Genomic DNA, 25015 nt, shown 5'->3' with positions numbered 1-25015 from the left:
GCTTATAACAGCCTCACCCTTTAACGGCACCAGCGGTGACACCCTTCGTAATTTGCTCATTAAACATCGCATAAATAATAATCGCAGGAATCGAGGTCAGTACCATCACTGCGAACTGTGAGCCGTAATCGGAGGAATACTGGCCTGCAAAATTCATCACGGAGAAGGGCAGCGTCTTTAAAGAATCCTTGCTCAGAAAGGTTGCAGCCATAATAAATTCGTTCCAGCAGGTTAAAAATGTAGTTACGGCTATCGTGACCAACGCTGGCATTGTGAGCGGCATAATGATTTGGAAGACGATCCGATAAATGCTGCAGCCATCCATAACAGCCGATTCTTCGATAGCTGAGGGAATGCTGCGCAGAAAACCGGATAAGATGAAGGTTCCGAGCGGAACCGAAACGGCTGTGTAAGGAATAATTAATCCGAGATAGGAATTGGTCAAGCCAATGGCTTTGAAAATGGCAAAGTTCGGGAGCAGCGTGGCGTGAATCGGAATCATGATGCCTAACAAAATCACGGTAAAAAAGAACGAACGCATTTTCCACTGCATCCGTGTGAAGGCGTAAGCCAGTGATAAGGACAAAAATACGGTTAAAAGTATCGTTACCGTTGATACCAATACGCTGTTGAATAAATATTTGGGAAATTTGCCGTCCACCCATGCGTTCACATAATTTTGCCATTCCGGCTGGCTTGGCCATTTCAAAATACTGGAGGAGAAAAAGTCGCTGCTGTTAAGCAGCGAATAATTGAACAGCCAGATTAACGGGAATAACTGCCCGAAGGCTACCAGTATAAACAGAATCCAAAGAATCGTTGAATGTTTGCTTTTCATATCTGCCACCGCCTAATATTCAGCTATGTCGCTGCGAATCATTTTGTTGCTTACATAGGTCGCGATTAAACAAACGAGAATAAACAGGATCGATATCGCGTTGGCATAGCCATACTGGCTCGCCGAGAAGGCTTTGTTATACAAGTAAACAGCCAGAAATTGTGTGGAATCACCGGGACCGCCATTTGTTGTCAGAAACACGGTTTCCATTTGCTTGAGTGCTGTAACTATCGCGAGAGTTACCTGAACAGCAATGACCGGCGATAGCAGCGGAAGTGTAATTTTCAAATGCAGCTTCAGTCCTGAAGCCCCATCCAGATGAGCGGCTTCATAAAGCTCCTCGGGAATCCCTTTGATTCCGGCATAATAGAATAGAAGCCCCCAGCCAAACCCCGCCCAAATTAAAATAAACAGCAAGGAGCCAAGTGCGGTACTCGTATCGCCTAACCAGGCATGCTGCAAAAATCCAAGCCCGATCGTATCCAGAATTTTATTGAAAATCCCGAAATCAGGGTCCAGGATGCTCAACCACATTCTGGAGATGACCACCACAGAAATGACACAAGGAATGAAAAAAATCGTACGAAACACCTTCTCGGCTTTGCCGCCGATACGATCCAGCAAAATAGCGAAGGCTATACAGATCGGATGCTGCAGGACAATACAGCCAATACCAAGCAGGAGCGCATTCATTAACGATCTCCAGAACCGCGAATCCTCAAACAGCAATTCCTGATAGTTTTGCAATCCGACCATTTTAACGTCCGTACCTGGGCCCAGCGTATCGGTGAACGAATAATACCCACTAAGCACAATCGGTGCCAGAAACGTAACCATAAATAACAAAATACCTGGAAAAACAAACAGGAAAATAGCCATCTTGTTGCCAAGCACCTTGTGCATGGCACCTCACTCCTTCCACTTGGATCCGTCAAGGACAGACAGCACGGCCTGCCCTCGAACAATCCCTCTATCTCTCATTCCGAGCTTATTTCTTTTGTTTTTCCGCTGATGCCTGCAATTCAGCAGTCAGCTGTTCCGGTGTAAATGTACCTGCAAAAAACTTGCCGAATGCATTTTGAACATCATCTTTAAATGCCGGTGAGCCGTAATCGATAAATGAAGCTCCAGCAGTCGAAGAAGCCTTAACCAGGATATCAGTGAGCTGCTTTTGAACCTCACTTTCTTTTCCGGTTAAATTGTATTTTTGTGCAGGTACAGCGGCGCCGGTTTCCCAGGCATATTTGGCCCATTGATTCGCGCTCATTAAATAATCAAAAAACTTTTTGGCTTCATCCGGATTTTTGGAGGAAGTTGTAACTGAATACCCGCCGCCGTTCCATGCCAGCAAATCGGATTCCTTACCCTTGCCGCCTTCGACTACAGGGAACTTGGCAACCCCAAGATTACTGCGGAACGCTTCCGGCAATTTATCATTGGTAGCCATCCCCGCTTCCCATGAGCCCATAAACCACATAGCTGCTTTTCCTTGTGTAAACAGATTTTGCGAAGCGCCGTAATCAGCAGTCATGAACGAATCCTGAAACATCTTGACGTCCCGCAGCTGACTCATAAGCTGTGCCGTCTTTAAAAAGCTTGGATCCTGTGCAAAAGTTTTCTTCTGATCAACAGCGTCCAGAATCAGGCTTTGATCGCCGCTCACGCGCTGCAGTATATTTTGGTACAGCAAACCGAAGCTCCACAAATCTTTTCCATTGATCGACATCGGAGTAATGCCTTTGGCCCTGAACGCTTTGGCCACGTCCAACAGCTCATTGTAGGTTGCAGGAACCTTAACTCCGTTATCAGCGAACATTTTTTTGTTATAATAAATCACTTCGTAATCGCTGTTTCTCGGAAGTCCGTAAATTTTCCCGTCAAATTCAAACGATTTGTAGACGCCGGGAAAAAAGTTGTATTTGTCCCCTTCATACTCCTTGGCATTCAGCTCTTTCACATATTTGGCTTTAACAAGCGTACTGAGCTCAGCACCGCCATGAACCATGGTGACATCAATCGGTTCGTTGGAGGCCATGTAAGCCTTCAGCTTGTTTTTGAATGGCTCCTCGGCTAGTGCTTCCACATCAATCTTGATATGGGGATTGTCTTTGACATAGCTGTCAATAGCCATCTGCTCGGCAAGTCCTTGTCCGGATTTGCGATCCGGCAGGTTGGAAAATAAACGCAGTGTAATTTCTTTTTTGGCACCGGCAGCTGCCGGGCTTGGCGTACTTGAAGCTGAACTTGGCGTTGTTTTCGTATCAGTGCTGGCTCCGCAAGCTGCTAATGTCCCCACCATAGCCACAGCCGTTGTGAGCAAAGCAGCCTTAACCATAGGATTCGTTTTCTTCATAAGTGAGCTCCCCCTGAATAATAAATTTGAATGTTTCGCATGTAAGGTTCGTTTGTTACTTGGATCATAGCAAAGTGTTCGCTAAGAAACAGTAGAGAAAAAACGGGTAAAGTTTAATTTTATCGAATGTTGGAGTACATACGTTGTGAAAACTGCTGCGGGGATATACAATACAACCAGAATCAGTAGCATACATGGAGATGATCAATATAGGAAAGCTTTATTTAAACCTGAGCATTAAATATAAAATCTTCATTCTCTTTTACTTGCTAATTGTAGTCCTTTGTCTGACACTGGGCTATTATTCCTATCAAACCTCCAGTAAAGAAATTATTAACAAGGTCAGTACCACCAATCTCGGGATTATTAAAGAAGTGGACAACAATATTGTCATGCTGCAAAAAAACATTGCGGATTGGGTAACGGTATTCAGTCTCGCATCCGAGGTACAAAGCCAGCTTAAGCGCAGCGTAGGCTCAACCAGTGAGTTGGAAACCACGCTATATTCAGGCTCATCCGCATCGATCATGAACCAGATGCTGCTCACACGGAACTTTGATTATTTGGCTCTGTATGGGAAGGGCCCTGCCCCTCTGTTTCAGGTATCCACCGATGATAGCAGCGGTGCCAACCAGTTTATTCACATTCAGGAAAGTCCGATATACCGTAAAACCGAGGAGCTGAACGGTGCCTCATACTGGTTTCCGCTAACGGACGATAACAACGTGTTCATTCAGAATAACCGGAATGAGAAAATCGGAATGAGCCGGATTGTCCGCAATGTTAGCGATGGCAGCACGATCGGCTTCATTTTTGTGGGGATTAACCAAAATACGATCCGCAGCCTGTATTTAAAAAATTTACATGACCAAGACCATGGCATCGTCATTCTCGATCAAACCGGCTACCCGTTGTTAAAGGCGGGCAAGGATTTTTTTAGCAGCAACAACCCGGATTTGTCTTTTACAGCGACAAGGCAGCAAAGTGAGTCCGGTTCCATGATCATCAACAGCAATGGAGAGAAGCTGCTGCTTTCCTACAGCGGTATCAATGAAAACGGTTGGAGTATTCTGTATGCGGTACCTTTGGCTTCACTGACGCATGAGCTGGACTCGATCAAGGTGTTTGTTATCGTATTAATTTTGGCATGCCTGCTTCTCAGTATTCCATTTATGTTTATCCTGACTTCGATTTTGACTGCGCCCCTGCGGCAATTGCTGCTGTCGATGAAACGATTTCAGAATGGCCATTTTGACGAACGGGTAGATATTAAATATAGAGATGAGATCGGAGAATTAAGCCGCGGGTACAACAGCATGGTGGCTAACATTAAAGCCTTAATCGACGATGCCTACGTGCTTCAGCTCAAAGAAAAAGAAGCCGAGCTCAAGGCGCTTCAATCACAAATCAACCCTCACTTTTTGTATAACATGCTGGATACGATATTTTGGGAAGCTGAAGCAGCCGGTCAAAGCCGGATCAGTGAGATGATTGTGAACCTGTCCCGATTGTTCCGTTTAAGTCTGAATCGCGGCAAAAGCTTTACCAATGTGAAAAAGGAAAAAGAATTGATTGAATTGTATTTATCTCTGCAGCAAATGCGATTCAAGGATCTTTTGGAATATCGGGTTGATATCGCGGATGAAATCGAGCCCTATGTCATTTTAAAGCTCATTCTTCAGCCTTTTATCGAAAATGCGTTAATTCACGGCATAGAGCGTAAGCGCGGCGGCGGAATTGTATCGGTTAGCGGCTCTCTGCAGGGCGATACCTTGCGATTTGTCATTGAAGATAATGGACCTGGTATGAATGCGGCAACGATTCAACGGATACTGGCAGAGCCAGCCGACAGTGACGTGTACACGGGACAAGAAACCAGTGGCTATGCGATCCAGAATGTGAATGCCAGACTGAGACATTATTACAAGGAAGGTTATCAACTGAATTATGAAAGTGAACTGGGTCAAGGAACCCGAGTGGAAATTATAGTCCCTGCCATACCCGATACCCAGGAGGAGCCACGCGTATGATCCATTTAATGATTGTCGATGATGAGGAAAGAGCCCGCACAGGCATACGTTCCCTAATTGATTGGACGAAGCACGATATCACAATCGTTTGTGAAGCCAGGGACGGGGCTGAAGCCCTCGAGCTGTTGAACAATGTTCATGTGGATATCCTGCTCACTGATATACGTATGCCGGAGATGGACGGGCTTTCCCTGATTGAACATGTAACGAATGATTATCCCCATATCAAATGTGTGATTATGAGCGGATACGATGAATTCGCCTATGCACAGAAAGCGCTGACGATCGGCGCCAGTGACTATCTGCTTAAGCCAAGCCGAACACAGGAAATATTGGATACGGTTCTTAAGCTTAAAGCGATCATTGAGGAGGCCCGCCATCAGGAGAATACGTTGGAAAAGCTCAAGGTCGGCTTTCGCGAAAGCTTTCCGCTTTTAAAGGAGAAGACTTTAAGCCGACTGGTGATGACAGATAATCCACCGTTCGAGCGTCTGCTGGCCAATCTGCATATCAATGGAGAGGCGTTTCCCCATCTGTTTTTTGGCATCATTGTCTTACAAATTGATAATCTGCATATGCTGCAGCGAAAGTATGATCAAGAGGATATCGAGCTGTTCAAATATGGTGTCAAGAATATAGCCGAGGAAACGTTCTCTGCTTTATTTCGATGTGCTGCATTTGAACATCAGGATGATATCATCGTTATTTTAAATACAGAGGATTGGACAGGCAGCGATGAATTGAACCAACACGTCGCAGAGGTGCAGCAGCATATTCGTCAATATTTGAAATTCACGGTTTCAATCGGTATAGGCAGCTTTGATCCGGGGATTAACCATCTGAGAATTTCGTATCAGGAATCGATCCGGGCGTTGGATATGAAATATTTTATCGGCACCGAAAAGATTGTTGATTACAAGGAAACTGTCGATGATGATCCCGTTCACACCTCCTACCCTTTATCCCAGGAGAGAGCGATAATTCAGGCTGTAGCCACAGGTGATCAGAACGCCATTGCGGACAGGCTGAACGCATTTAACGAAGCGCTTAAGCCAGCCAGCACCTCAAAAGAGCATATTCAAAAGTCCATGCTCGCGCTTGTATTTGCCTTATACCGTTATTGTATCGAAAAAAATATTAATACGAATGACGTATTCGGTGAAAGCCTTACAGAGCTTACCCGTATTATCGAGCATTCCAGTATGGATTACATCGTACAGACATTAACGGACGTATTATTAAAAGCCAGTGAGCAATTACATGTGAAAAAAAACAGTAATAAAATGTTCCAATCCGTACTTGATTATATGGAGCATAACTATCATAAGGACATCAATCGGGAAACCGTAGCCCGCGAAGTTTTCATTACTCCCGGTTATTTAAGCTTTCTGTTCAAGCAAGAGCTCAAAACCAATTTTCTCGACCATCTACACAAAATTCGTATCGATCACGCCTGCAGACTGCTCCACGATCGAAGCATGAAGCTAAGTGATATTGCCCATGCCGCCGGCTATAACGATGAAAAATACTTTTTTCAAATCTTCAAAAAGTATATCGGCATGACACCTACCCAATACAGAAACAATCTGGGCGCAGACTCCTTATGATTACCGATACAGAGACACTAAACATGACAAATACGGGGTAACCAATGGTTATCCCCTATTCCATACGCCTATTCATCTGCAGCTGCTTATTATATACGAAACAGTATGCTATTGCAGGAGCTCGATGTCACTCCAGGTTTTTGACCGATTCTGTGTCCAATTCGTCACCGTATTGCTGTACAATTGAATGGTGTAGATATCACCTTCGCTGTCTCGGTAAAAGGAAAGTCCATCGTCAGGGGCCTTCGACAATTTCCGCAGCTCCAGTGTAGGCAATACCTCGTACAAGCCCTCTTTCTGAGAATCCGTAAGCTCGCTGGTAAGAGGGTTCAACCCTGTAGAAGGGTCGATTCCCAGCTCATTCGTGTAAGACTTGCCGTACAGCCTTACAATCAATCGTCCATCGGGTTCAACTGGATTTCTTGTAGGGCTGTTAAACCCAATCGGGCTGATATCCTGTTCATTCCAGACTTCGTTGGCAAGGCGTATATTGCCATTTATGTCCATAAGCGCCAGCAAACCGGAGCCGCGGAAATAAAAATCCCTGAATGGCATGCGATCTCGTGCAATCCAAACCGAGCCGTCGGTATTTTTAACAACATATTGTGGCTTGTAGGGGTAGTTCGTGACTGGACGCAGTTGTCCATCTATAATCGCGAACAACTGATAGCGGCTGCTTGGCGGCGGACCTATTACGGCTATCGGGAAATAGGTGTACACGGCAAGCAGCTTTCGCTTGCTATCGATCTCATACAGCGTACCTTCAATCTGCAGCTTGGTATCGCCGAGAATCCCTTGTTCCTCTTTACGCAGCTCTCCAAGCTGAAAGCCTTCATAGGTGAGGCTGTTGCCCACACGTTCAATTACAGCCTTCTTCCCCTCATAGGCTCCAGCCTGTGCATCCTGAGCGGCCTTGTCACGGATATTTTGCGCCTGCTCCTGCTCGATCCATTCCGGTTTCGTTTGCAGCTTTTTATCGATTTTCATCATGGCGTAGGTTTTATAGTCTTGACCCAAGGCATCGACATACAAGGCTTGGGCGTCATCATATACAATTTGCTGGAGCACATGGTCCTGACCGCTCCATATCGAAAGTCCTTCTTCAAGGCTAAATTGCAAATCCATCATAAGTCGTGTATGAGCAAACGTCCATGTCAGCGGCATGTAGGTGACATCCCTGAACTCCAGGAACGGATATTCTTCCTTATCGTTAACAATTTGTGCGCCCCATAATTGAATGGGAGCAGTGGCAACCTTGGCCGAATAGGTGCGGGTCAACAAGTTTGCTGCCTTGCCACTCTGTACGTACTTTGTTTTCTCAAGAGCCGGGTACATCCAGTAAGGACTTGTGCAGCAGCTTCTGTAAATCTTCAATCCTTCGTCTGCGTTCCAATCGATACTGAGCTCAAGCTCCTGCATCAAATCCCAGTTTAACGGTATATAGGTCACATCCTTGTACACTAGAAATGGATAATCCAACTGCTTGTTGTTCATCATTTGACCGTTAACCTTTACGGGGAATTTCACTATGCTCACTTGAACAGAGCCCGCATCCGCCATAGCTATACCTGACCACAGGCACCACACTAGCAGCGCTCCGAGCCAGGTCAGCATCGTTTTCTTTAACATGTGCGCTCGCCTCATTTATACATATATTTTTCCAGCTATGAGTTAGACGCAAGATGTGTCAGAAAAGTTCTTGAGGACGAGTTAAGAAGCCTCCAGCTCACACGTGTCAGCGTGGAAACTGGAGACTTCAGAATGGGTACATTCAATTCGCCGAGGGTAAATCTCTTATGCCTTCGCTTGCAGCGGCACAGTATAATGGGCTGAATCGATCCAGCTGCGATCCGAAAATTCACGTCCCCGGACCACAACCTTATCCTCATAGATCTGCACATACATGCCCTGAGCAACATTATCATTCCCGGAGCTGCGGGTTTTGCCAACCGAGGCATTATTGAACCAATGAAACGAATTATCCTGGTTGTAGTGATTTTCCGTGGCAAAATTACGGTGCGTATGACCCGACAAAACAAATACGTTGCGGTACGGCTTAAGAATCTCACGGAATTCCTTGGCCCGGACCAGCTGATGCGAGCCTCCATCCATACCCGGTGCCGGCAGCGGTTGATGAATGAACACAAAAGCGGGTTTCCCGTCCTCATGCTGCTTCATCTGGTTGCTCAGCCAAGCCAGCTGTGCATCCGAATACCAGGCCCCTTCGCCATATTCCGGTTTATCGCCGACATAAGCTTCCTGAGATACCAATATGAAATGAAAGCCACCCATCCAGAAATCGGTATATGGTTGATCCTTATATCCAAAAAATTTCATAAATCGCTCTTTGGCCATAGCATCGCTTTTGCCATTGGGCATGGTTTCCTTGGCAAACTCGCCTTTCTTATCTAACCAAATATCATAGTAATCATGATTCCCCATGTTAGCGTAAATCGGAGGCAGCTTGTAACCGTTTAATATTTTGCGCAGCAGCTTATAATCCGTATCACGGCCCATATCCGTCAGATCTCCACCCAACACGATACATTCCACCGGAGATTCAAAGCTGCTGACGTCTTTCAATGCGGCATGCAGCTTATCTGTCATTATCGAGATCCCATCGGAAATATGCAGATCACTTAACAGGAAAAAGGACAGCAGCAGCTTATTCGACATCGGATTGGCTGCTGGCTCGGCAGTGATAGGTGTAGTTGCAGCTGTGGATTCAGATTCGGCATGCAGCGGTTTTTCATGATCAAGCACATACTTCCATATTGTACCGCCTCCCGCAAAAACCGCCAGGATGGCCAGCATTCTTTTGACAAATTGCCTTCGGGACATCATATGCATCCACCACCTGTTCTATCTATAAATCAGACGATAGCAGAATTATAGCATACAAAGATTAATCATTTCTCAATAATTCTAAGATTTCCTGAATTTAAACACGCCTTGCCTTATTGAGCTATGGGAAGACTGACCTCAACCGTTGTTCCCTCGTTTTCTATACTGAATACCTCTATCGCTCCTTGATGATTTTCAATAATCTTTTTACTCACCATAAAGCCGAGTCCCGTGCCTTTTTCTTTGGTTGTGTAAAAAGGTTCCCCGAGCCTGGATAGAATATGTTCAGGAATACCAAACCCTTGATCAATGAAGCGGAGCAGCAGGTTTTCTTTATCTTTACTTTTCAATTGAATCACGATCGTGCCGCCCTTGGGCATAGCTTCAATAGCATTTTTGATGAAGTTGATACAGACTTGCTTCAATTGATTTTCATCGCATAAAATATGAGTCGTCTCCAGCTCGAACTCGGTAACAATTTGCACATTGTTCATGATCGCTTGTGTCCCCAATAAGGTGGTCACTTGACCGATGAGCATGCGAATATCCTTACGCTCATACTGGACCGATTGCGGCTTGGCGAGAATTAACAGTTCACTCAAAATCATTTCGATCCGTTCGATTTCAGACGAGATGATATCAAAATAGATTTGCTTCTGAAGCGAACCCGATTGCATAAACTGAACAAAGCCTTTGATAGCCGTAATTGGATTACGGATCTCATGAGCAATTCCCGCCGCCAATTGACCGGCTATCGATAATTTTTTGGAATTGATCACAAGCTCTTCTGCTTGCTTCTGCGCAGTGATGTCTCTCAGAATAACAGCCCAGCCATGAATATGATCGTGCTCATCTCGCATACCGAAGCTGGACAGCATAATAGGAATGACCGTGCCATCCTTTCTGCATCTGACGGTTTCATAACCGGTGAGCGGCTCATCCGATTTTGATACCTTCTGCCTCATATCCATCTGCGGCGACAAATCAGGGAGCATAATCGGCAGCTTCTGAATGGAGAGGCCTATAATTTCGGCGGCTGACCATCCAAAAACCTTTTCAAATGCATGATTGACTCTGGACACCTTTTCCTCAAGGTTTACGATTAGAATCGGATCAACATTATGATCAATAAAGGATTCCAGCTGGTCCTTAGCGGCATTCAGCTCCTGAACCACTCTTTTTCTTTCACTGATATCGCGGTACATCCCCATGATCCCCACAATTACGCCTTGTTCATCACGTACGGGAGACAAGGTTCCGCTTACCTCGATGAGACTTCCATCTTTACGCAGTCGGATTGTTTCGAAGCCGATAACCGAATTACCCGATTTCACTTGATTCAAATTGAGTTTTACAGATTCCTTGAGATGATCGGGCACGATCAAGTATACCGAGTCAGCGCAAATAATTTCATCCAGACTCCATTGAAACATGCTCTCAAAAGCGGCATTGGCTTCTATAACCCGATCCTCAAGGTCAACGACCCATATCGCATCGGCATTATTTTGAATCAACGATTCCAGTCTGTCCTTGGTTTTCCTCAGCTCATCCTCAGCTTGCTTACGCTCAGAAATATCCCTTCCAACGCTAAATAATTTGGTAATTTTCCCATCACGATTTCTGATTAACTTCAAGGTGGTCTCGATCCAAATATAGTGTCCATTTTTATGGCGGGCTCTGCAGGTAAAGATATCGACCTCCGAAATGGGAAACAGTCCGTTATAGATCAAAAATGCTCGATCCTCAGGATGCCAATAATCGGTCGTAACGGTGCCAATTACTTCCTCAGGTTCATAACCCAGTATGGTTTTGATAGCGGGTGACACATAACGGGTAATTCCATCCGGCGTGCTGTATGAAATAATTTCCTGAGCATTATCTGAAATAATCTGGTACAGCTCCTGACTTTCCTTCAGCTGCAGCCATAATTCTTTTTGTTGGGTAATATCCTTGGCAATTCCGTATACCCCCATCACCTGATGGTTCACGATGATAGGAATATGTGTCACATCGAAGCTGAAGCCATTCCCGTTCTTATCCAATGCCTCCGTCTCATACCGTTGAGTAAGTCCCTTTGCTGCCAGTGCAAAATGGTATTCTACCTTCTTGTTGTCTTTAGGATGCATAAATGTGCGATAGTTGACCGAATTGTGCTGAATTTGCTGATCTGTATATCCGATAAGTCTCTCCACCGAATGGTTGATTGAAGTAAAAGTACCCTCCAAATCCATCGAGAAGATCAGATCGGGATGATGCTCGAATAACGATCTGTACCGTTGTTCACTGTATAATAATTGGCGTTCTTTCTCCCGCAATCCTTCGTCAGCCAATTTATAAGTGGATATATTATTAAACTGGGATATAAAAAATAAGGGTCTGCCTTCCTCATCCCTTACTAGGGAGACTGTTAATTGAATCCATGTAATAGAACCTTGCTTATGAAAAAATCGCTTTTCCATCTGATACGACTCCCGCTTGCCTTCGATTAATTGGTTCATAAGCTCATGATTAAGCTCTAAATCATCAGGATGTATAATTTCCTGAAAAGTGATCCAGGTCAGCTCTTCTTCCGAATACCCTAACATGGAGCATGCGGAAGCATTCGCCTTAAGAACGGCTCCATTTGTTGCTACGAGAGCCATCCCAATAGGTGCGTGCTGAAATGCCTGAATGAATAATTCATCCGCAAAACGATAGTCGTTAATCATAGGTCCCTCCCCGTGTCACAAATCGAAATAAGCTTTTAGATAGCTTTCTAGCAGGGTTACCTTCTTTCCTGCATCGACGATATTTTTTTGTGAATTTGTATTTGGAGGCTGGATGCATGAAGTGTGACTACATGAGCAACTACAAATAAACCCTTCATAAATGAAAGGGTTACTTGTAATTCGTTAATTCCATATTATGTAAATAAATATCGCATGTGTAATCGGTTATACTTTGCACAACCTATTTGAGCCAGCTCGGTGACCACCAGTTCCAACTGCCGAACAATTTCATTAAGGAGGGAACGACAAGCATTCTAATTATGGTCGCATCAATCAAAATAGCTGCTGCGATACCAATCCCAAGCTGTTTAACCCCGACAACGTCGGCAAATGCAAATGGTCCTGTCACCACAATCATAATTGCTGCTGCTGAGGTTATGGTTCTGCTCGTTGACGCCAGCCCGATGAGTACCGCACGATCATTGTCTTGTGTATTTCGGTATACTTCAAAGATTCGCGATACCAGGAACACCCCATAATCCATACTGATACCGAAGGTCAGTCCAAATATAAATACGGGAATCATGATGGCGATACTGCCCGGTTCCATTCCCATATTCCCCTCTTCAAAGATCCATACCAGAATGCCGAATGCGGCTCCCAGACTCAGGAGATTCATCACAATGGCTTTAAGCGGAATAAGCAGGGATCGGAAAGCAAAGAATAATACCAAATAATTGGAAATCACAATAAATAAGAGCACGTAACCAAGATTGTGAAATATAGCATCAAAGACTTCCTGCTGGTATTTGGCCTCTCCACCCAGCACATACGGTAAATTTGCAGATGCTCCGGTCTGCTCCCGTTGTCTGAGCCAGTCCATTACTTGTTCCGAAGACGGGCTTCCTCTTAATGTCACATGGAGCAGCATGTGGTTTTTATTCACAAATCGCTGCAGCACCGAGCCATATGGGTCCTGTGGCAGCGGTTGCTGCTGAAACGATGCATCCAGCTTCGCAGGCAGCATGCCCAAGGTGGAAAAAACAGAAGCAACACGTACCACACCGGGATCCTTTTCCAGCATTTGAACAAAGGCATAGGCCTCCATCCAATCTTGTTTGTTCAGGTTATCGAATTTCCCTTGCATGACCATAACTATAGGAGAGGTCGAAGGAGTAACGAAATGGGCTTGATAAACCTCTGCAGCCTGACGTGAGCTATAGACAGCAGGTAAAGATGACGCGTCCGGTATGGCAAGCTTCATCCTGCTTACAGGCAGCAAGCAGACGATTAGCAATAATGAAGCCAATACAAGCATACGGACCGGTTTGTCCATTACAAAAAGCGATAGGGAATACCAGATATTGTTTCTTCTGTATGCTGATTTATTGGACAGCGGCTTGCTTTCCGCTTGAATGGCTGGCCATAAGAATGACAGCATCGCGGGCAATAAGGTAAAGGTCAAACAAACCGAAACGACTAATACGGTCATCGCTCCTACAGCAACCGAAGTGAAAATAGGAAGTGGAATGAACAGGGTTCCCATTAAACCTAAACAAACACTGAACGCCGAGAATAAGACAGCCCTTCCAGCTGTCTTCATGGCTGTGACCATCGCCGGCTCTGCTGCTTGTCTCTCCAATTCTTCGCGAAATCGGCTGACCAGAATTAAGGAGAAATCAATACTCAGAGCCAGTCCGACCATCGGGATGACATTAAGCACAAAGTTGGAAAGCTCAAGCTGGGTACCTATCCCATACATCATCCCCATCGTGCAGGCTACCCCAATCATGCCTATAACAACAGGAATCATCGCAGAAACGATTCCTCGAAAAGCAAACCACAGGATCACAAAGGCGACCGGTATGCCGATCAGCTCGGCTTGGCGCAAATCACGTTCGCTTGCCCGGTTCACATCGTCCTGAACGACAGATTTCCCTGTCATGGTTACCATCATATCCTGCTGATTCAGCAAACGACTACGCATATTTGCCAGTACGGGCTTCAGCTGATAAGGCTTATAGGAAAAGGAAAGAAGTGCATAAGCGTAATTACCTTCAAGCATCCCCAGCGTCTGGAGTGGCGATATAACCTCAGTTAGACCGTCAATTCCACGCAATTGATTTAAGGCTTGTTCGATATAATGCTGAAACTTCTCCAGCGATACGAATTCTTTTTTTTCAAAAACAAGCATGATCGGGTCCTCGGGTATATGAAAATCAGCAGACAATAGCTGCTGAACCTGGACATAGGCTCCATTCGGGAGCAAGCCGTGATCCTTGAGGACCGTAGGCAGCTTGCTTGCGTAACTACCAAAAAACAGCAAAAACAAGGCCCAGAACGATATAACAACCTTGGGATAGCGGTAAGAGATCAGTGCAAGCCTGTGAACTCCCATATTTACTCTGTTCCTTGTAATCGGGTTGCCCGAACCAATTCAATAGCTAGTCCTGGTGCCAGATTCGCTAATCCAGGCAATAGTCGGGGCACAAGCGGTAAGCCAAACAGCCATTGCAGAAAGCGCCCCCATCGCATAGGACGCTTGAATTCCCGATGTATAGACTGCGTATATTCATACCGCCAGCTTCCAAGCGTTAGATCCCCGCGTAAATAGCGGTCGGCTAATGCGCCACACAATCGCGCCGAACGCAAAGCTATCGACATGCCGTCTCCACATAATGGCGGTATCATGAGCGCAGCATCCCCCACATGCGGAATCACATCCCATGCCAAGGGACTGCGCTTTAAATCAATCGGGGAAACTGCCGACTGTGTACCTGGCACCGGAGTCGCTTGAGCCAGTTTTCGATATAGCTTGGGGCTTCTACGGGCTGCAGCATCGATCATGCCAAAGATCGTTTTTTCTGTTTTTCCAAAAGCGCTCTGTGTCAAAAGCGCCGCAACATTCACAAGTCCACCTTCAATCGGCGAAATGCCCAGATAACCACCAGGGAACACATACAGTTCAACAACAGGCTCCATCTCTATTCCAGAGTAATGGGATTTCACCCCGATGTGCATAGATTGAACGGAACCCTTATTAGTAGAACCCGGAAGTCCTGAACGACGATGAGTTCCCCAAGCAGCGATTACCGTACGTGCCTGAATCTGTTTGTTCAACCCATCCCGCTTCGTCTCAATCGTATATCCATCCTCATTGGGATACACGGATGTGACCGTTGTTGCCGTCTGCAGCTGTGCACCGGACCTTAACACCTCATTATGGAATGTAGAATCCAGTAAATAACGACTCACTCCCAGAGCATGTCCAGGCAAAGGAATCTCCAAAGCAGCACCGTGACTAAAGATCAGCCTTATCCGGGTAATCATGCTTGGTTGCAGCAACTCCACAGCCTTCATTAAACCTAATGCTTTCAGTGTATGTTGGGATTCCGGGGAAAGGAATTCTCCGCAAACCTTGTGCCGGGGGAACAACTGACGATCGATCAGAGCGGTATTCCAGCCCTGATCCGCGAGCTTTTTGGCCAGACTGCTGCCTGCAATGCCAGCACCAAGAATGGCTGCATCGTAAGTAGGATTCATCCCTGCTCAACTCCGTTGTTGGAATTAGATCTGGTCTTGTTTAAGACGACGACATAGCGGAATAACGGTCTCCATGCATAAAACATCTCCGGGGTATCCAACGTTTTCCTCAGATGCTGCCAATCCGCCGATCGAAAGCCTTTGGCTACGGACAATGGCCCGTCGTGTAAAATGTAACGATTATTGGAAAGCATTCGCGTTACAAGCCACACCGCAGCCCATGGAATCCAATGCCGATGGATATCATTGATGACAACGCCTAATCGCGAAGCCTTCAGCATCCTGTCTACAACCTTGGGAAGCTCGATTGCTGCAAAATGATGTACAAATTGCGTTCCCGTAATGATATCTGCACAAGCCTCCGGCAGTGAAAACAAATCATCTTTCCTCACCTGTACACGCGGTTCATTCTGAAAGTACAGCCTTGCCTCTTCATAGGCTTCTTCTGTAATATCGATCAAAACAAGCTGGAGCTCGATGCGATTCCTGTCCGCCCATCTCAGGAGATGCGTATTTACATCCCCCGAACCGCATCCAATATCCAGAATAGTTAGCTTTCCCGGCTTGCCGGCATCCAGCCACAATCGTTTGACTCCATAAAGTGTAGGCGCAGAGGCACCGAAAATCCGATTCAGCCGCCGGAGGTGATGCAAGGCTTCCCGCAGCGCAGCCCCCCCTACAGTAAGGTCGTCCATCAATTCGGGCTCTTCGGCCCTTCGCTGGATGCTTCTAAGCACGGCCATAACCTATAAGCTGTTCTTGACTAATGACCGCTGGATGATACGTTATCGGGATCAGTTCTGCGGTCAGACCTGGGCCGAATGCCAGGGCAATCCCATTAGCTGGTCCGGAGCCCTTGCTTTTCAGCTCCTGTTTCATTTCGTTCAGGACAAATAACAAGGTTGCTGAGGATACATTACCATAATCACGAAGTATGGTTCGGCTGGGACGGGTCTGTTCATCTGTAAGCTTGAACAGGCTTTGTATGGAATCAACAATCCCTCGACCTCCGGGATGTATAGCCCATAGCTCTGGATTCGGCTTACCGTCTAACAAATGTTCAACCTCGGCAGGTATCAAGCTTGCGATCAGCTTAGGAATATTCGGAGATAAATAAAGATCAAAGCCGTAGTTGCCAACTTCCCATACCATCTCATCGGCACAATCAGGCAGCAGAACGGAACGCCCATTGTCGAGCTGAAACACATCCTTATGGTCAGGGCCAGGTGCCCCTATGATGCAAGCCGACGCCCCGTCACCAAAAAAAGAAGCTGCAAATAAGGCTTCACGCTGGCTCGAAGGCTGAATATGCAGTGTGCATAGCTCAACGCATACAATTAACACCTTGGCAGACGGATTGCCCAAGAGCACTTGCCGTGACAAAGAAATAGCCTTCAATCCGGCAGCACAGCCCAAAAAGTTAAGCGGCGTCCGATTGACATCGGCGGCTAGTCCCAATTGGTTAGCCAGGACCGTATCCAAGCCGGGCAGAAATTGCCCTGTGCAGCTGACCGTGAACAGATGGGTAATATCCGATGTCTTGATGTTCCCATCCAGTAAAGCTTTATGAGCAGCATCCAGACTTAAGGGAACCGATTCCCTTTTGTAGGTTTGCATCCTGTCCCTGGTTGAAGGGGCATCCTGTATTGTGCCTCTTGGAAAATAACGGCAGCTATCAGCGGATTCGAGCAGATTCGGTTCGCAGGTGTAGCGTGTTTCTACCCCACATTGCTTAAATATTCGTTTGGCCCAACGTGCGGAATCGGGACTATCTCTTAATGCTTCAGCTAATCTGTGTGCGGTATCCGCTTGATCGATCCGAAATTCCGGTACAGCCGTACCTATGCCCAGGATCGCAATGATTGGATCTGCGTGTTCCATATGTTACATCCATCCCCTCGCGCAATCTTCAAACGTTTATTTTCATGTTGGACATGTATCTGACTTTAACCACATGTATATGCCAATCGGGCTTGTAATATGACATGCAGCTCCCACCACCCGTGGAGGTATCCAGATAACAGGGTGCCTCCTTATGCAATCGTTTCCGGTAACGTTTGTATTTTAACAACGACATTTTCATTCAAAAATATATGTAATTTTAAAATTATTATTAAGATTTGATCGAAAAAACGGCTCATTTCTTGAGATTATGTAAATTTCGGCAAAACGGATTGAAAGTATAAACATCGTATTGTAACATAGGGAACGTTTCCGGAAACGTTTGTGAAGAGGTGTGCATGTGGCAAATATTAAAGACGTGGCTAAGCATTTAGGAATTTCAGTATCTACCGTTTCAAGGGCAATGAATAATCATCCCGATGTACGCGAAGAGACAAAGCTGCAAGTAATGGAGGCGATCCGAGCTCTAAATTACAGGCCCAATGCGATTGCGAGAGGATTAATTAACAAAAAAACGTATACGATCGGTTTAATGATCCCGGAAATATCGGATCCGTTTTTTGCCGGTCTAGCCAATGCAGTTGAGGATACTTTATCCAAAAAAGGGTATCAGGTTGTGTACGGAAATACGAACCGCGACCCTGAGAAGGAAAAACAGTTTCTTTCCAATGCCATTGAGCGACAGTTTGACGGGCTTATTATTACTCCCGATTTCCTGGACGATTCATTCAAGGAACTCATTTCCAGTCTGGATATGCCTGTCGTATTTTTACGGAGAAGAACGCCTCCGGGCTTATCGGCTCCTTATGTTGATGTTGATCATTATGAGGCAGCAACAGAAGCGGTCAATTATTTAATCGGGATGGGCCACAGGCAGATCGGATTTATCGGGATGCCGGAAAGCTCATTTACCGGGATTCAAAGATTGCTTGGCTATAAAGATACCATGTGGAAGCACGGCCTTCTCTCTGATGACAGCAACATCGTGATGAGTGGTGGAAGAAACATAGACAGCGGCCGAAAGGCCATGAGCAAGCTGTATGAGAAAAATCCGAACATAACTGCTGTATTCGCCGGGAATGATTTGCTTGGTATCGGGGCGCTCGAATGGCTGGCTCAGCACAAAATTGCGGTACCGGATCAGATTTCCGTCATAGGCTTCGATAATTTGGAATACACGGAGCTGCACTGGATCCAATTAACTACAATGGAGCAGCCCCGTACGGAAATGGGTGCCAAAGCGGCCGAGCTGCTGCTGCAAATGGTTTCTGATAAAGAAATGACCCCGAAATCCGAATTGATCAAAGCCAAGTTGATCGTAAGGCAAACCTGTAAGGCTCTGCAAATATAACAATCAATCTAAGATCATGCTATCCTGCTTCTTCAACCCCATGCCCATTGGGCAACAAAACTAGGAGGAACAAACGTGTTAAAAAAATGGATTGGTGTATTAACTGCCTTTACGCTCGTCAGTGTTGTAACGTTAACCGGATGCGGAACCAACAGTGCAGGTCCAACAACCGCTTCTGCTCCGAAACCGGCTGAAACCAAGGAAGCACCCAAAGACACCCCTGCAGCATCCAAAAAACTGACCGTGTATGCCGCCCTCAATGAAGATGATATTGTGCAAATTCAAAAAAAGTTTAAAGAAGATACGGGTATAGAAATCGAATATTTACGTTTAAGCGGAGCTGGAGAGGCAAGCACACGAATTCAGGCTGAAAAAGCTTCCCCCAAAGCAGATATCTTTGTCGGCGGCTCAGTTGAATTTTACGAGCCCCTCGCTTCCCAAGGATTACTAGAGAAATACTCCTCACCCAACGCTAAGGATCTGGATGCCCAGTTCAATGATCCTAAAGGCTTCTGGCAAGGATGGTATATGGGTGTTCTCGGCATCGTGCTGAATAAGGACAGATTCAAAAAAGAGCTTGAACCCAAAGGCATTAAAGAACCAAAAACGTGGGATGATCTGCTTGATCCTGCCTACAAAGGCTTATTCATAACGTCCAACCCGGCTACAGCTGGCGGAGGATACATATTTGTAGCAGACCAGTTGTTCAGATTAGGCGAAGAAAAGGGCTGGGACTATTTGAAAAAGCTCAATGACAACGTTCATCACTACACCCCTGCTGCTGGTGACGGCATTAATCTTACGGCTACAGGTGAATTTGTCGCCGGGATGTCCTGGTCGCACGATATCGTTAAATCAGCCAAGCAAGGCTATCCAATTCAGGTTATCGTTCCGGAGCAAACTGCGTTTGAAATCGGCGGCGTCGGTGTTGTGAAAGGCGGAGCCAACGCGGATAATGCGAAGAAGTTCGTTGACTGGCTGTTAACCAAGCCGGTTGGGGAAATGAACACGAAATTATCGAACCGTTATTCAGTGAGAAAAGACGTGGCTCCACCGGAAGGTATGATTAAAATCGAGGATGTTAAGCTTGTGAAATATGATCGTGAGAAAGCTTCCCAGATGAAGGCTGATGTTGTGAAGAAATTTACTGAAATGACCGGAAAGAAATAACAATCGCAACCGCCATATCAAGCAAACCGCTGACTTGCCTGTGCGGGGAATGTTTCTCACTTACCACATAGGCAAGTTTAGCAATCGAAAGGTGTGACCTGCCTTGACCTCACGTGCTGTTAAAGACGCATGGGCCGATTTGAAACGATTGAAGCAAGAGCCGATTCTGGCTGCACTTATAGTCATGATCATATTGATCACTGTTTATTTTGTATGCTGGCCGATCCTAAAAGTCATTAGCTTTCCGCAATTAAGCGATTATCTCCAACTGTTTAGCAATTCACGTTGGTTTCAGGCAGCGCTAAACAGCTTGTTCATGACGGTTATTTCAACGATTTCCTGCACCGTCGTCGCTTTTATTTTTGCTTATTCCATTACAAGGCTGAATATTCCGCTCAAAGGGCTTTTCCGTTTTATTACCCTTTTACCGATTGTCTCCCCTCCTTTTATCGTCGCGCTGTCGTACATTTTACTGTTTGGCAGACAGGGGATCATTTCCAAGCATGTGCTGCACCTTAACTTTGATATTTACGGCTGGCATGGGTTATGGCTGGTTCAGACGATTACTTTTTTCCCGTATGCCTATGCTGTTATTAACGGGGTCCTTAAGGCTGGTCCGACGAACCTGGAATATGCTGCGTATAATTTGGGAGCAACTCGCTGGCAAGTATTTAAGGATATACTATTCCCGCTATGCAGACCGGGGGTTGCGGGAGGCGCACTCATCGCCGCCATGAATGTGCTGGCTGATTTCGGCAATCCGATGATTATCGGAGGCAACTATACGCTTCTACCAACTGAGGCTTACATGCAGATGGCCGGATTGTTCGACCTGCCTTCGGCAGCTATGCTGTCTACGGCACTGCTCATTCCAGCGCTCGGACTGTTTGTTCTGAACAGGAATTGGGTCGGGAAACGATCCTATGTAACCGTCACTGGCAAAGAAACCTCCTTGGCGCCGTATCCTGTCCCTTTTTATGTAAAATGGGGTTTGTTCTCCTTCTGTTTGTTCGTTACGGCAGTTATATTAGCGGTCTATGGGGTGCTGTTCTACGGAGCTTTCACGAAGACATGGGGATATGACTGGTCCTTTACTTTGAATAATATGAGCTATGTGTTTGCCAAGGGTAAGGAAATGTTCAACAGCATCAAGTTTGCACTCATTTCCTCGATTGCAGCAGCATTATTTTCACTGCCGCTTGCTTATATCGTGCAAAGAAAGCAGATTGGGATCAATCGTTTGCTGGATTTTCTGGCCATTTTACCTGGAGCTGTCCCAGGGGTATTTCTCGGACTCGGGTTTGCCATTGCTTTTAACGAAGGTCCGCTTGTACTGACGGGAACCTCGGCTATTATGATTATCGCATTGATGTTCTGGAATTTACCTACCTGTTACAGCGCCAGCCTTGCAGGCCTGCAGCAGATTGGAACCTCTCTGGAGGAAGCGTCGCTCAATATGGGCGCTGGCAATTTCAGAACGTTCAAGAACATCCTGCTTCCCCTGCTCAGAGGGCCTTTTCTATCGGGACTTGTACTTTCCTTCCTACGTTCGGTGACCTGCCTAAGCGTAATCATATTTATTTATTCGGCAGGAACGTCGGTCGGTACGATTTCAATTCTGGGCCTTGTACAGAACGGTGCCTGGGGCAGCGCATCAGCATTTACGGTCGTGCTTATTTCCATCGCCTTCGCCGTACTCGGCATAGCTCGACTTTTTATGAAAGAACAGGGTAAATCCATTGGGTTATAACGGAGGCATATGATGAGTGCAGAGAACTCGATTATCAAAATTGAACATGTGACGAAGCAGTTCGGAGCTTTCAAGGCCATCAATAATGTATCACTGGACATACAAAGAGGCAGCTTTACCACGCTTCTCGGGCCAAGCGGCTGTGGAAAAACGACGCTGATGAGGTTGATCGCCGGTTTCCATGAGCCCGACTCCGGAACTATTTATATAGAAGGAAATCAAGTAAACGGCACGCCGGTGTACAAAAGAAACACCCCGCTCGTTTTTCAAGAATATGCGCTATTCCCCCATATGACTGTTTTTGAGAATATTGCCTACGGCTTAAAGCTGAAAAAGGTGCCCGCCAATGTGCTAAAGGAAAAAGTCGAAGCGATGCTCGATATGTTCGGACTACAGGGGTTGGAGCACAGGTATCCAAAGCAGATGAGCGGAGGCCAGCAGCAGAGAGTCGCATTCGCGAGGGCATTGATCATAGGACAAAATATTTTGCTGATGGATGAGCCTTTAAGCAATCTGGATGCCAAAATGCGTGTGGAAGTGAGAAACGATATAAGAGATATGCAGCAGCGTGCCGGAATCACGGCAATCTTCGTAACCCATGACCAGGACGAAGCACTTTCGTTGTCAGACCGGATTGCCGTGTTCAACAAAGGGACCATCTATCAGATCGGTACGCCCTGGGAAGTTTATTTTAAACCGAACAACAGGTTTGTAGCCGACTTTGTAGGTGTCGCCAACTTCCTGAACGGTGAAGTGGTTGGCGTGGAAGCTGAGGATTATATCGTCAAATGTGCGGATATGGCGATCAGGGTCGATAAAACCGGTTATACTGCAAAACTGGGAGACAAGGTGACACTGGTTATTAGACCGGAATGCATTTCCGTTATCCCTTATGAAACTAGCCAAGGAAATTACGATAATGTATGGAGCGGATTCATTACAAGAAGCAGCTTTCTGGGTCGAATGATCAGATATTGGGCAGAAGCCGGTTCTACACAGTGGATCGTTGATGATACCAGTCCAAGTGTTCGTGGATATTTGGAAGGTAACATCCGGATTGCCTTGGACAAAAAGAAGATCCATCTATTAATTGGAGATGAAGCATGAGACCCCTTGTATATGCATTGAATGTGGGTCGGGGTGACGCTTTTTTTCTGGAAATCCCCACGGAAAGCGGAGTTTTTGTCGTGCTTATCGACGGAGGGGATCAATTCTTTCAAGAGTCCGTTATTCCGTTTCGTTTCATACAGGAACGAGGCTGGAAACAGATCGATCTGATGATTCTAACCCATCTTCATCCTGATCATCTGACAGGCTTGCTTGGGGTAGCCGAGCATATTCCTGTCATCGAGGCGGTTATGCCTTACCCTCGGTTCTCGCTGACTTTACGTGATATTCGCCACCCAAAAGCGGTCCAAACAGCCCGGATGTTCGATAATTATAAGCAATTATGGGAGCTGCTGCTCCAGCAAAATACAATCATATCCTTGCGTCCACCTTTCAGTGAAGATGCTGCCTCTGCATCATGGAGTATCGGACCCTTTGTATTGCGGCATCTGGACCCACTATATGTCAATGATTTACCGGCTTACGAGAATATTATGCAGCTGTGTTCTTCACCTCACGAACCGGTCATACAAGAGAAGCTTCTGATTAATTTCGATTCCTTATCCAATCAGGACAGCAGCGTCTGGCTATTCGAGCAGACGGATGGTCTTCAGCTATTACTATTCGGTGGTGATGCGCTGCTCTCGAACTGGGATCGAATTATGCAGTATGAGAAGCTGCAGCCATGCGGCTTTAAGGTTGGTCATCATGGTATGGCTGATGGATGGAACGAACAGCTGCTCAGAAAGCTGTCTCCAGATTGGATATTAATTACGAACAATGACACCGAATATAAACAATTTCAGGATGAATGGGAACGGTTAGCGCATACGTCTGGAGCCGAGTTATATGTTACAGGCTCGCAGTCGGGAACCCTTTACCTCTCATCTATGCTACCGCTGGCTCCAGAAAGGATTGTGTACAAATAATGCCGTCAGTGCATCGCTACCGCATGATCGTCACCGATATTGATGGGACACTGGTGGATCTGCAGCAAATGATCAGTAAGCGCAACAAGGAAATGATTTATGCTTTTCAACAGCAGGGCGGGATCGTCACACTCGCCACTGGGCGGGTTGAAGAAGCTGCGCTGCCATACGCACAGGAGCTGGATATCCGTCATCCGGTTATCTTATACAACGGGGGTAAAATTGTCGATTTCAACACGGATCACTGTTATTTTGAAGCAAGGCTTACGCTGAATGTCATTGAAAGATGCCTTCAACTGCTGCAAGACCAACCGCTGGATATGATTTTTTATGCCGACAAACAAATATGGGTCAAAGAAATTACGGAACCTATCGAGGCTTATATGAAAAAGGATAAGGTACAGTGTCACAGCTGGGATACTCCGGATTTTTTGAAGCAAAGCAATGTCAACAAAATACTAATCATTAATGAGGATCAGGATTTCTCCGGAGTATCGGAAGCACTGGAAGCTATGGTGGGGGTTAACTGTGAATTGGTGCGGTCGGAGCCTACGTACCTGGAAGTGCTGCCTCGGTCGGTGTCCAAAGGGCAGGCTTTAATAACGCTTGCGAACCATCTTGGAATCGAGCTGCAGGAAGTGATTGCGATCGGTGACAATTTAAACGATTTGGAAATGATACAGACTGCCGGATTGGGAGTAGCTGTCGGGAATGCGCATCCAGAGCTCAAAGCACATGCGCAATATGTTGCGAAATCCCATCTCGAGCATGCCGTCGCGGAAGTCATACACAAATATGGTCTGCATCCCATATCACATTCATCGTGAATCGAATTATTATTGCCAAAATAAATAATTATTTTCATACAACGGCAGAAATGCCG

18 protein-coding genes are annotated in these 25015 nt (G+C 46.0%); 8 read left to right on the top strand and 10 right to left on the bottom strand.

What is annotated here, in order from left to right; genetic code table 11:
- Positions 1–13: 13 nt before the first annotated feature.
- The 3 genes from NST47_RS12355 to NST47_RS12345 all read right to left on the bottom strand — a co-directional run bounded on the left by NST47_RS12355 (position 14) and on the right by NST47_RS12345 (position 3191).
- Positions 14–838 (bottom strand): carbohydrate ABC transporter permease, encoded by an 825-nt coding sequence (locus tag NST47_RS12355; protein ID WP_341155414.1) that lies wholly within the window; start codon positions 836–838, stop codon positions 14–16.
- Between the two features lie 12 nt (positions 839–850).
- A complete protein-coding gene (locus NST47_RS12350) occupies positions 851–1741 on the bottom strand; it encodes a carbohydrate ABC transporter permease (RefSeq protein ID WP_341155413.1) in 891 nt (296 codons plus the stop codon).
- A gap of 85 nt (positions 1742–1826) precedes the next feature.
- A complete protein-coding gene (locus NST47_RS12345) occupies positions 1827–3191 on the bottom strand; it encodes an ABC transporter substrate-binding protein (RefSeq protein WP_341155412.1) in 1365 nt (454 codons plus the stop codon).
- A gap of 194 nt (positions 3192–3385) precedes the next feature.
- Between NST47_RS12345 and NST47_RS12340 the strand changes: the two genes are divergently transcribed.
- Both NST47_RS12340 and NST47_RS12335 read left to right on the top strand, forming a co-directional pair.
- On the top strand, positions 3386–5221 hold the full coding sequence (locus tag NST47_RS12340) for a sensor histidine kinase (RefSeq protein ID WP_341155411.1): 1836 nt from the start codon (positions 3386–3388) through the stop codon (positions 5219–5221).
- Positions 5218–6828: a response regulator gene (locus NST47_RS12335; RefSeq protein WP_341155410.1), complete on the top strand. Its 1611-nt coding sequence runs from the start codon at positions 5218–5220 to the stop codon at positions 6826–6828. The genes NST47_RS12340 and NST47_RS12335 overlap by 4 nt, the downstream gene beginning before the upstream one ends.
- Positions 6829–6936: 108 nt before the next feature.
- Here the strand turns inward: NST47_RS12335 and NST47_RS12330 are convergent, their stop codons facing one another.
- The 7 genes from NST47_RS12330 to NST47_RS12300 all read right to left on the bottom strand — a co-directional run bounded on the left by NST47_RS12330 (position 6937) and on the right by NST47_RS12300 (position 17804).
- Positions 6937–8457: a hypothetical protein gene (locus NST47_RS12330; RefSeq protein ID WP_341155409.1), complete on the bottom strand. Its 1521-nt coding sequence runs from the start codon at positions 8455–8457 to the stop codon at positions 6937–6939.
- Between the two features lie 165 nt (positions 8458–8622).
- On the bottom strand, positions 8623–9672 hold the full coding sequence (locus NST47_RS12325) for a metallophosphoesterase family protein (RefSeq protein ID WP_341155408.1): 1050 nt from the start codon (positions 9670–9672) through the stop codon (positions 8623–8625).
- Positions 9673–9785: 113 nt separating this feature from the next.
- A complete protein-coding gene (locus tag NST47_RS12320; RefSeq protein WP_341155407.1) occupies positions 9786–12380 on the bottom strand; it encodes a PAS domain S-box protein in 2595 nt (864 codons plus the stop codon).
- A gap of 241 nt (positions 12381–12621) precedes the next feature.
- Positions 12622–14778: an MMPL family transporter gene (locus NST47_RS12315; protein WP_341155406.1), complete on the bottom strand. Its 2157-nt coding sequence runs from the start codon at positions 14776–14778 to the stop codon at positions 12622–12624.
- Positions 14779–14780: 2 nt separating this feature from the next.
- Positions 14781–15923: an NAD(P)/FAD-dependent oxidoreductase gene (locus NST47_RS12310; protein WP_341155405.1), complete on the bottom strand. Its 1143-nt coding sequence runs from the start codon at positions 15921–15923 to the stop codon at positions 14781–14783.
- The gene (locus NST47_RS12305; protein ID WP_341155404.1) at positions 15920–16666 is read right to left on the bottom strand and encodes a methyltransferase domain-containing protein; all 747 of its coding nucleotides are present in this window, start codon (positions 16664–16666) and stop codon (positions 15920–15922) included. The genes NST47_RS12310 and NST47_RS12305 overlap by 4 nt, the downstream gene beginning before the upstream one ends.
- Entirely contained in the window at positions 16653–17804 is a 1152-nt protein-coding gene (locus NST47_RS12300; RefSeq protein ID WP_341155403.1) for a type III polyketide synthase, read from the bottom strand. The genes NST47_RS12305 and NST47_RS12300 overlap by 14 nt, the downstream gene beginning before the upstream one ends.
- A 361-nt stretch (positions 17805–18165) precedes the next feature.
- On the opposite strand from NST47_RS12300, the gene NST47_RS12295 reads away from it, so the two are divergent.
- The 6 genes from NST47_RS12295 to NST47_RS12270 all read left to right on the top strand — a co-directional run bounded on the left by NST47_RS12295 (position 18166) and on the right by NST47_RS12270 (position 24959).
- The gene (locus NST47_RS12295; protein ID WP_341155402.1) at positions 18166–19176 is read left to right on the top strand and encodes a LacI family DNA-binding transcriptional regulator; all 1011 of its coding nucleotides are present in this window, start codon (positions 18166–18168) and stop codon (positions 19174–19176) included.
- A gap of 75 nt (positions 19177–19251) precedes the next feature.
- Entirely contained in the window at positions 19252–20346 is a 1095-nt protein-coding gene (locus NST47_RS12290) for an ABC transporter substrate-binding protein (protein ID WP_341155401.1), read from the top strand.
- A 103-nt stretch (positions 20347–20449) separates the two neighbouring features.
- A complete protein-coding gene (locus NST47_RS12285) occupies positions 20450–22096 on the top strand; it encodes an ABC transporter permease (protein ID WP_341155400.1) in 1647 nt (548 codons plus the stop codon).
- Positions 22097–22108: 12 nt separating this feature from the next.
- Entirely contained in the window at positions 22109–23203 is a 1095-nt protein-coding gene (locus tag NST47_RS12280; protein WP_341155399.1) for an ABC transporter ATP-binding protein, read from the top strand.
- On the top strand, positions 23200–24132 hold the full coding sequence (locus tag NST47_RS12275; protein ID WP_341155398.1) for a ComEC/Rec2 family competence protein: 933 nt from the start codon (positions 23200–23202) through the stop codon (positions 24130–24132). The genes NST47_RS12280 and NST47_RS12275 overlap by 4 nt, the downstream gene beginning before the upstream one ends.
- A complete protein-coding gene (locus NST47_RS12270; RefSeq protein ID WP_341155397.1) occupies positions 24132–24959 on the top strand; it encodes a Cof-type HAD-IIB family hydrolase in 828 nt (275 codons plus the stop codon). The genes NST47_RS12275 and NST47_RS12270 overlap by 1 nt, the downstream gene beginning before the upstream one ends.
- Positions 24960–25015: the final 56 nt, after the last annotated feature.

The sequence above is a fragment of the Paenibacillus sp. FSL H8-0034 genome, assembly GCF_038000305.1.
In the GTDB taxonomy this organism is placed as follows: domain Bacteria; phylum Bacillota; class Bacilli; order Paenibacillales; family NBRC-103111; genus Paenibacillus_S.
The sequence above is the reverse complement of the archived record's forward strand: the minus strand, read 5'-3'. Positions and strand labels throughout refer to the sequence as shown.

Bases quoted from the DNA above. Each gene is read 5' to 3' on its own strand.
- NST47_RS12355 (WP_341155414.1), bottom strand. From the start codon at position 838: ATGAAAAGCAAACATTCAACGATTCTTTGGATTCTGTTTATACTGGTA.
- NST47_RS12350 (WP_341155413.1), bottom strand. From the start codon at position 1,741: ATGCACAAGGTGCTTGGCAACAAGATGGCTATTTTCCTGTTTGTTTTT.
- NST47_RS12345 (WP_341155412.1), bottom strand. From the start codon at position 3,191: ATGAAGAAAACGAATCCTATGGTTAAGGCTGCTTTGCTCACAACGGCT.
- NST47_RS12340 (WP_341155411.1), top strand. From the start codon at position 3,386: ATGGAGATGATCAATATAGGAAAGCTTTATTTAAACCTGAGCATTAAA.
- NST47_RS12335 (WP_341155410.1), top strand. From the start codon at position 5,218: ATGATCCATTTAATGATTGTCGATGATGAGGAAAGAGCCCGCACAGGC.
- NST47_RS12330 (WP_341155409.1), bottom strand. From the start codon at position 8,457: ATGTTAAAGAAAACGATGCTGACCTGGCTCGGAGCGCTGCTAGTGTGG.
- NST47_RS12325 (WP_341155408.1), bottom strand. From the start codon at position 9,672: ATGATGTCCCGAAGGCAATTTGTCAAAAGAATGCTGGCCATCCTGGCG.
- NST47_RS12320 (WP_341155407.1), bottom strand. From the start codon at position 12,380: ATGATTAACGACTATCGTTTTGCGGATGAATTATTCATTCAGGCATTT.
- NST47_RS12315 (WP_341155406.1), bottom strand. From the start codon at position 14,778: ATGGGAGTTCACAGGCTTGCACTGATCTCTTACCGCTATCCCAAGGTT.
- NST47_RS12310 (WP_341155405.1), bottom strand. From the start codon at position 15,923: ATGAATCCTACTTACGATGCAGCCATTCTTGGTGCTGGCATTGCAGGC.
- NST47_RS12305 (WP_341155404.1), bottom strand. From the start codon at position 16,666: ATGGCCGTGCTTAGAAGCATCCAGCGAAGGGCCGAAGAGCCCGAATTG.
- NST47_RS12300 (WP_341155403.1), bottom strand. From the start codon at position 17,804: ATGGAACACGCAGATCCAATCATTGCGATCCTGGGCATAGGTACGGCT.
- NST47_RS12280 (WP_341155399.1), top strand. From the start codon at position 22,109: ATGAGTGCAGAGAACTCGATTATCAAAATTGAACATGTGACGAAGCAG.
- NST47_RS12275 (WP_341155398.1), top strand. From the start codon at position 23,200: ATGAGACCCCTTGTATATGCATTGAATGTGGGTCGGGGTGACGCTTTT.
- NST47_RS12270 (WP_341155397.1), top strand. From the start codon at position 24,132: ATGCCGTCAGTGCATCGCTACCGCATGATCGTCACCGATATTGATGGG.